Below are 8,325 nucleotides of genomic sequence, written 5' to 3'. Positions count from 1 at the left end.
ATTCAGAAGGATGGACATGAAACGCTCCCCGGCGGTTATTGTTTGTACACAAACGACCGTAGCGCAGGGTCCGGGGGCTGTCAAATTACGTCGGGGAGGCCGCGAGGGGCGTCGCCGGCGCTGGGACGGAGGTCTCAGGGCCGCGGAAAATCATCCGTGCGGACGAGGATGGACAGGCCGCGGGTGGAGAAGCGGCAGGAGACGGATTCGGCCGCGCCGGCCGTGTTCCTGGCGAAGACGCGGAACAGCCCGGGCGCGAACTCCACCGGCGTGGCGCCGAACCCCTCGGCCGAGGCCGCCAGGTACTGCGCCGTCAGGATGACGCCGCGGATGTCGCGCTGGCGGTATCTGCCGATCGGCAGGTCGGGGTGGTAGGGCCCGGTCTCGTGCAGCGGGATGTCGACCGTCAGGCGCCGCTCCAGCATGCCGCCCGGCGGCAGCCTGGTCGCCAGCGGGATGATGCGGACCGACACGGTGCGGTCCTTCGGCAGCGGCGCGATGCCTCGCAGGATATGGGCGAAGTCGTCCTCGCCGCGGGTGATCACGGCGCTGTCGAGGTTGACGCGCGCCTGGCGGGTCTCCGGGTCGATCTCGGGCAGCGCGTCCAGGACGTAGATGTCGCCGCGGCCCGTGTTGGTCAGCGTGTAGGCGAACACCAGCTCGTCGCCCTCGCGCGACGGCTGGCAGTCCAGCGCCACGTCGCCCCCGGCATCCTCGATCTCGACCGTCATGCTCCCCGTCTCCGGCGCTACAGGCTGTGGTGATCGGCGCGGCGCGGAATGCCGCGCTCGTCGCGATACTGGTTCTCGGGCCCGATCGTGTTGAATTCCTCGTTGGTGTCGAAATTGTCGTCGCGCTCCGTCATGTCCCTTGTGCCGTGCGAGTTGTGCTGGGCATGCGTCATCTCGTGGAACAGGATGGCGTCGCCGGGGGTGTTCGGCGCGTTCACCGGGTTCGGCCACTGCTCCGGATTGTAGTCGACATTCGAATCCGAGCCGGTGCCGTTGCCGGCGGCGGTGTCGTCGGTCGCCCGCGCGAAGGCGTTCGGCGGGTTGGGCAGCGGCGATTGCGGCCGGATCGTCATCGTCCGGCCGGTGGCGTTGTGGTCGTCCATCATCGCCCGCCCCGTCGCGGTCTCGTTGATCAGCGCCAGCTGCTGCACCACCGTGTCCTGATAGGCCGCGTCCCCGGCGACCTTGATGCCGGGCCCGACCTGCAGCGTGCCGTCGGCATTGGCGGTGACCGCCAGCCCGTGCCGCGCCCTGGCGGTGTGGTGCCTGCGCCCGCCGCCGCCCCTCCAGGGCGGGTGCTTCTCGATCCAGTCCTCCGGGTCGCCCGGATCGGCCATGGCGGCGTCCAGCGGCTCGGTCACGTCGGCATCCGAGGTGCTGCCCGGCGATCCGCCGGAATTGATCTGCACCATCGGCCCGCTGATGAACACGCCGGCCGGGTCGACCACGACGAAGCTGCTGCCGACCTTCAGCGTGATCTTCATCGACGCCTCGATCACCACCGAGGTCGCGTTCAGCGTCGCCGCGCCGCCGGCGACCGTGGTCCAGTTCCCCTGCAGGTCGAAGATCGTGTCGGTCTTGACGCTGAGCTGGTAGCCGGCGTCCACCGCCTCGTAGCGGTCCTTCATCACATGCAGGTCGGATTCGCCGCCCACGGTCGTGACCAGCGACCCGCCGGACTTGCCGGTCTTCGGGTCGCGGCCGCCGATCAGCGCGTGCCGGTCGGCATGCACCGTCTCGTAATAGGGGCCGAAGGAGGTGACGTCGGTGCGCCCCTGGCTGCGCAGCAGCAGCTGCTCATGGCCGCGGGTGTCGTCGAAGCGCTGCAGGTGGAACCGCGCGCGCTCCTCCTCCTGCAGCGGCACCGACCGGGTCTTGATGCCGCTGCGCAGCCGGTATTTCGGCAGGTCGAAGGGCGGCTCCTGCTCGGCATTGTACACGCGGCCGGTGATCAGCGGCCGGTCGGGGTCGCCGTCGATGAAGTCGACCACCACCTCCTCGCCGACGCGCGGCAGGAACTGCATGCCCCATTTCGGCCCGGCCCAGGGCTGGGCCACGCGCAGGAAGCAGGAATTGGTCTCCGGCCGCGGCCCGCCGGGCGCGGTGCGGTCCCAGTCGAACTTCACCCGCACCCGGCCCAGCTCGTCGGTCGCCACGTCCTCGTCGTCGACGTCGCCGAACACGGTCGCGGTCTGCGGCCCCGGCACCCGCGGCTTGCGGCTGATGCTGGGCGACCGGTACTGCCGCCCGGGCAGGATCGGCGAGGCGGTGAAGCTGTTGCTGTAGGGATGCTTCTCCGGCGGCTTGACCCACGGCCCGATGATCGGCACATGCGACAGCGCCTGCAGCAGGCCCTCCGGCAGCACGTCCAGCAGCAGCGAGGCCGCCTTGCCGGCGAAGCCGCCGAAGAAGGCGCCGACCAGGCTGCCCAGCCGCGGCAGCTCGTTGATGGTCTTGTTCACGTCCGGCAGGTTGGCCTTGGCGGCGTCGGTCAGCGGCCCCAGACCGGCCAGCCCGCCGTCCTTCGCCGCGTCCTTCAGGATCCGCAGCAGGATCTCCAGCGCCTTCTCCTGGGTGTAGGCGCTCTCGGTCGCGGTGAAGGAGACGGAGGTCAGCAGGTACTCCTTCTCCTCCTCGACCGGGATGCGCTTCTCGTCCTGCTGCTCGGCGACCTTGATGATGCGGATTCGCGTGCCGGCGGCGAAGGGCACGTTGAACGAGGCGCCGGAGAAGGTCTCATACCGGGTCTCGTCCTCCTCGATGCGGTTGCGCACCAGGCCCCTGGCGTAGCCGGTGGTCTGGCCGGGGACGGTCAGCGTCGCGAAGCCGCCGGGATACTGGTAGTGCTCGCCCTGCAGCGCCGCCGCCGCCTCGGGGATGACGGTGTCCTGCTCCTCCTCCGACAGGGCCGGGCTGCGCCGGTACTCGCGGTCGCGATAGACCCAGCGGCTCAGCTGCGGGTCGAAGCCGTGGGTCCAGCCATGCAGCTGGCCGCGCGCATCCTTGGAGGTGACGAAGGACAGCGGCGAGGCCTCGTTCACGTCATAGGGCGGCCCGTCGACGATGATCAGCTTGTGGCTGGTATCGGTCTGCTGGAAGAAATAATGCAGCCCGTGCTGCTCCATCAGCCGCGACACGAAGTTGAAGTCGGTCTCGTTGTACTGCACGCAGTACTGCAGCGGCGGGAACTTCTCGCTGGAGCGGACGCGGATGCTGTAGTTCAGGGTCAGCCGGCCGCGGAACCGCTCCTGGTTCGCCTCCTTCAGCACGGCGTCGATGATCTGCAGCACGTCCTTGTCCTGGAAGATGCGGCAGTTGGCGCCCTGGTCCAGCAGCGCGAAGCCGGGCACCACGCGCATGGAATAGACGCGGAGTTCCGGCCGCGACGGCACCAGCTCCCCGGCGGAGAAGGAGCTGATGAAGCCGCTGAAGCCGCGATCGGTCCGGGTGTCCTCGTCGGTGTTCCAGGCGTGGTACTTGATGCGGAAGCCGGCGGTGCGGCCCAGCATCCGGTCGGGCGTGATGTCGAACGCCTTCGACACCATCGACAGGGTGTAGAGGAAGGGGCGGGAGATCGCCTCCTGCCCGATGATGCCGGTGACCAGCAGCACGTCCTGCCGCTCGTTGCCGATGTCGAGCTGGATCAGCGCGTCCTTCTGCGGGCTCTCCTCCTGGCTGCTGTCCGCCGCCGCCAAATCCATGACCGTGCTCACGGAATGAAGTCGGCCGTCTGCCCGGGCATCATGACCGAGACGATGCCGGCCCAGGCGCAGGTGCAGGTCGAGACATTGTCCAGCGCCGGCTGGCCGGCGATCGGCACCGTCACCGCGCCCGGCGCCCAGGGGGCCAGCGTCATCGGCAGGCAGGGCTGGGGCGTGAACACGCCCAGCGCCGCGGCGGTGGCGGCGATCACCTGCGGGTTGGCCGGGCTGACGCATAGGCCGAAGGGATTGATGTTGACCATCGGCTGGTGGTCCATGATGGTCGCGGCGGGCTGGTGGCCGGCATTGACCCGGTTGACCGGCAGCACCGTCAGCACCGACGGGGTGGTGCCGAAGCTGCAGGCCAGCTGCGCCGTGTTGACGACCTGAAGGGGCATGCTGCCGATCCTCCCGGCCCGGCCGCCGCTATGGCGCCGTGCCGCGAACGCCCTGGGGCGGTGGTGGGAAATGCCGATGGCTCAATCTGTCAGCCCGAGTGTGAATTCATCGTTATGCCTGCGCGCGGGCCCCGGGGGCGGGGAGAGAGCCGTCAGCTCACCCTGAAAGGGTGACAGGCGCGGGGCGGCTGCGCATCATCCATATGGGGGGGATGCGGTGGGTTTCTTGGGGGATGGAGGCGCGTGCCGGCGGCGGCGATGATGCGTTGGGTCGATGTGCCGGTCGCGAGCAGTTGCTGGAAAAGGCGCCAATTGAGGGTCACGGACAGAAAGATCTCTGCACATATACACGATAATCGCGTGGGAGTATTTTTCTGCGAATTAATTTGATTCAAGGTTCATTTTGCGGATCTTTCCTGGGTTCTATTTTTGCCAGATGGGCGAGTTCTGTAACAATTCGTCTGAATGCGTGCTTTAGATCATCGATGTCTGATTTCTTTGTCGAATAATTTCTGCTATGTGCGGCGGTGTCACCAACTGATTTTATTATCTCAATCTCTCGTCCTGAACCACGGCTGAGCTTGATATATTTTCCGGAGTTCGCCATTCCAACTATCTCGTTGAGCTGAACATAGTGTCCGTCCTGCTTTATCGCTGATCCGTGACCATTTTGCTCAAACGCTTCGATGAGAAGCGATTCCATCAACCTCCGGCACAAGGCTGCGCATCCGTCGTAGAAGCCGTATTGGTATGACCCATTGATCTGTTTGGTAAGGCTTTCAAGGTAGCGCCGAGTCCCAACGAAATCGCTGGGGTCGACGATATGCGGTTGCACTTTAGCTGTCTTATGCGTCAAGAAGGCTTCGAATCGTTCTGCAAGCGCATCCTTGCGACCGAGGCGCAGCTTATATGTTCCGACAGCCTTTCCTTTCACCACATCGCGGCTATTTGCGAGCCGGCCTGCGAGTCGGGAGATATTGACTTGGCCACGGAGCGAGAGGTCATGCATTAGGGTGCCAAGTTCTCGCGGGCTAGCCTCATGGCTTCTCCTTGTCGATTCAAGAAACCAAAGCAAGCCAATCGCGCATTCTAACTCGGTAAGATCGAGGGTTGCTAATCCATGGGCGAAATCCGAGATTTCATCATCCATTTGTGAACAACCACTTCTCAAAGTCCACCTTCGCTCTGGCCGAGAGATGGTAGGTTGGAGGAGTATTACCTCCCGCCTGTCGTTGCTTAGGTGTTATAAATTTTGATATATTTTTCTTCATTGCTTTTGAGATTGTTGGTAAATCACACCGGACATGTAAAGCTAAGAGGATTTTATGAATTTGTCCCGAGGTGATCGGTTGATTAACGAACCAAAGTACGAATGCGATCTTATTATACCAGTCGCCCGTCTGATGGACGATTTTAGTCTCTATGAGAGCAGCCTGAGCATGATCTTTTATCTCGTTTGCAATTGTATTTGGGTCGAAACTTTGTTCTGGCTCTTTGGCCGAACCCGCATCGGCGCGAATGCTTCTCTCGCTCCGAGCTCGCGTCCGTGGCATTGCCTGGTCCTCCCCCGAGCGCGGACCGCCAGCGATGGCTACAGAGCTGTCGGGTGTACTGGCTATCGAAGGAAGCCACCATCTCTCCAAAAGGGCATCAACATCGGCCCGCGATGAGGCCTCAACCTCAATTTCGCTTCCGCCAGACCGTAGCCGGACTCTGACGATATCCGCCATGACGTGCCTCTTCCCAGTGAATGCAAGCGATGCTTTTGACGCATAGCCTTATATGTGGCAAGATGAGTAAATTGTTGAAAGTCGAGTGACATTATTTAGTCTTATGGTATGCCCAAACATTTCGGCCATTAATAGTCTTCTTGTCTCGCTCAAGTTGTCTTGATCGGACGGCCGAAAGTAAATATTTTGGAATGCTTGTCTGAGGGACGATTATCGCCTCTCTGTGAAAGCGTTTCTGAACGTCGGACAACGTTCTCCATTCGTTGAAAAAGCCTTCATCGATCCAAGATTGAAAGCGAGCGGCTAAATTGATCGGTGAAGCCGCCTTGCGTGTGTCTCTCTTTTTAGGCATTGCTGATAATATAGGAATATCAGAATCGGAGGATTCTAAGGAACTAATAGAGAAACTGGTATCCTTTTGTTTTTGGGATACCCGCTTTGGTCTTCGTTCCCGTGTGCCATTGGATGGCCCATCGGTTTCCGACTTTATGGTTCGAAGCGCGGCTGAATGAACTGAGTATCTTCCGCCTTTCTCAAATATAATTTTCCGATCTTTGAGTTCTTTCAAAATTGGTCGCAATGTGCCTCCAGGAATGCCAGTGTGATCTTCAATCTCAGAAGGCTTTGCGTCTGAGGGTACAATTTCGTCAATCACGAACGGCCACCCTTGCAGGGCGGTCAAATAGATTAAAATTTTAGCCTTGTTGGAGAGCTTGTGGCTCTCCGGTGTGAGGAACACAGTCTTCTGGTCGACGTCAAATCGGACGTAGTCGGAAACAATCTCTTCGATTGCTTCCTCTGTGAGGGATGCCTTTGATGCGACTAGATCTTTGAGCGCCATCATCACCTCGCGATACACGAATAAACGAATACACGAGGCAGGCAGTCTGTCAAGAGACTCGTGTGAGATAAGGCGAAGGCCCGTGCGCAAGATCTTTTCACTCACCTCGTCAGACTTATTTTCCAGACCAGGGGCGCTCGGCTTGGGTGCAGGTGCTGGATATCGGACGCTTGGAACACGTACAGGTTGGGCCAATTGCACGCCGAAGCGGAATCGGTTATCTTATACATCTTATTTCAAGGGTTATTTCAATGAGAGTAATTTTGTTGCTCACTGTGATATTTGTCCTGGGCGGTTGCGGCGGGGATGCATCTACAGTTGAGGGAGATGCAAGCGGCGGTACAGGCCTGAATGTAACCATCCCAGTCACGCGCGTTGATGCTGGCGGATATACGGGTTTTCAGGTTGGGAACCAAACTCCCGCAACTAGGCCGATGTCCAACCGTTGCGTCACGCAAATGGGCATGTGCCCCTGGCAACCAATGCCTATAGGCGCAGGATGTCAGTGCTGGTCGCCAATGACGGGTGGTGTCTTCGGTCAGGTAATGTAGGAGGAGATGATGGCAAAGGTCATATTGGCAACGATTGCTGTTGCATTGCTTCTGGCTGGGTGCGGGGGGACCGCAGAGGTGCATGGAAACGGCAATGCGACCGGCGGCGCTGCGGTCGGGAATATTGATTTCTCACCTTCTGCGACGATTAACACTCAAAGCAAGACCCAGCAATAGGGAGACTTTTTAAACGGCTACCTTTTGGGGACTTATTACAAGGGGCATCGTAACCAGCGCACCGCAGTGCCGGTTAATCTATCCGGATTGGAGGCAAATGGCGCCAAGGATGACGAAGGCCCGACGCTCCCATGAAGCTATGACACTACCCATCGCGTCCGGCGCGTTAGGTCTTCACTGTCAGCCAGTCGTAGCCGCCTCCCCCAACAACCCCTCCAAATACGCCACATCCGCCTTCAGGAACGGCAGCGCCTCGTCGCCCATGCGCTGGCCCTGGCCGCTCGGGTGGCTGTATTCGGCCGGCAGGCAATACGCGCCGTCATAGCCGGCCTTGCGCAGCGCCTGCACGAAGCCGCGCCAGGAATAGGCGGCGTGCTGGTGCGTGGTCCAGTGCACCTTGTACACCGCGTCCTCCTCCGGCGGGGTCAGCCGGCGCTGATAGGCGCTCTTGAAGTTCACCAGGCGCAGCCGGCCCGACAGGATGTCGACCGCCAGCTCCGTCGGCTCGCCCGCCACGCCGCAATGTGCCATGTCCAGCACGGCGCAGACATGCTTCGGGTCGTAGCGCTCGATCAGGTACAGCACGCCCGCGGCGCTGCCGATCTGGGCGCCGGAATGGTTCTGGATGCCGATCGCCACGCCGTGCCGCTCCAGCGCCGGCAGCAGCGCGTCGAAGCGGCGGCGCCAGTCCTCGACCGTGGCGCGGAAGCCCATGGCAGGGTCGACCGCGACGCAGATGCGGATCATCGGCACCCCGGCCTCGCCGCAGGCGGCGACCGTGGCCTCATCGACCGGGCCGGCGATGCTGCGGATCGACAGGCCGCGCGCCGCCAGGGTGCGGGCGGCGGCGGGCAGGCCGGAAGCCGCGGTCTCCGGCGTCACCTGGTAGCCGGGGCGCACCGGCAGCTCCACCCCC

At 62.0% G+C, this 8,325-nt stretch carries 8 protein-coding genes; 1 reads left to right on the top strand and 7 read right to left on the bottom strand.

The window, feature by feature from the left end; all coding sequences use genetic code 11:
* Positions 1–134: 134 nt before the first annotated feature.
* The 6 genes from P409_RS19465 to P409_RS38070 form a co-directional block, all read right to left on the bottom strand.
* Positions 135–731: a hypothetical protein gene (locus tag P409_RS19465; RefSeq protein WP_034841862.1), complete on the bottom strand. Its 597-nt coding sequence runs from the start codon at positions 729–731 to the stop codon at positions 135–137.
* A gap of 17 nt (positions 732–748) precedes the next feature.
* Positions 749–3,724, bottom strand: coding sequence for a type VI secretion system tip protein TssI/VgrG (tssI, locus tag P409_RS36295; protein WP_152613444.1), 2,976 nt, complete (start codon positions 3,722–3,724; stop codon positions 749–751).
* Positions 3,721–4,110 carry a DUF4280 domain-containing protein gene (locus P409_RS19455; protein WP_034841857.1) on the bottom strand — a complete coding sequence of 130 codons (390 nt, stop codon included), beginning with the start codon at positions 4,108–4,110 and terminating at the stop codon, positions 3,721–3,723. Before P409_RS19455 ends, tssI begins: the two co-directional genes overlap by 4 nt.
* A gap of 391 nt (positions 4,111–4,501) precedes the next feature.
* Positions 4,502–5,260 carry a hypothetical protein gene (locus P409_RS38080; RefSeq protein ID WP_152613443.1) on the bottom strand — a complete coding sequence of 253 codons (759 nt, stop codon included), beginning with the start codon at positions 5,258–5,260 and terminating at the stop codon, positions 4,502–4,504.
* Positions 5,253–5,840, bottom strand: a complete 588-nt coding sequence (locus P409_RS38075; protein ID WP_152613442.1) for a hypothetical protein — start codon at positions 5,838–5,840, stop codon at positions 5,253–5,255. The genes P409_RS38080 and P409_RS38075 overlap by 8 nt, the downstream gene beginning before the upstream one ends.
* Positions 5,841–5,931: 91 nt before the next feature.
* A complete protein-coding gene (locus tag P409_RS38070) occupies positions 5,932–6,681 on the bottom strand; it encodes a hypothetical protein (protein ID WP_152613441.1) in 750 nt (249 codons plus the stop codon).
* Between the two features lie 557 nt (positions 6,682–7,238).
* On the opposite strand from P409_RS38070, the gene P409_RS39005 reads away from it, so the two are divergent.
* Entirely contained in the window at positions 7,239–7,409 is a 171-nt protein-coding gene (locus P409_RS39005; protein WP_161790428.1) for a hypothetical protein, read from the top strand.
* A 180-nt stretch (positions 7,410–7,589) separates the two neighbouring features.
* Here the strand turns inward: P409_RS39005 and P409_RS19445 are convergent.
* A partial coding sequence (locus P409_RS19445) for a sugar phosphate isomerase/epimerase family protein (protein ID WP_052120960.1) occupies positions 7,590–8,325 on the bottom strand: 736 nt, incomplete at its 5' end.

Source organism: Inquilinus limosus MP06, from assembly GCF_000767795.1.
Taxonomy (GTDB): Bacteria; Pseudomonadota; Alphaproteobacteria; order DSM-16000; family Inquilinaceae; genus Inquilinus; species Inquilinus limosus_E.
The sequence above is the reverse complement of the archived record's forward strand: the minus strand, read 5'-3'. Positions and strand labels throughout refer to the sequence as shown.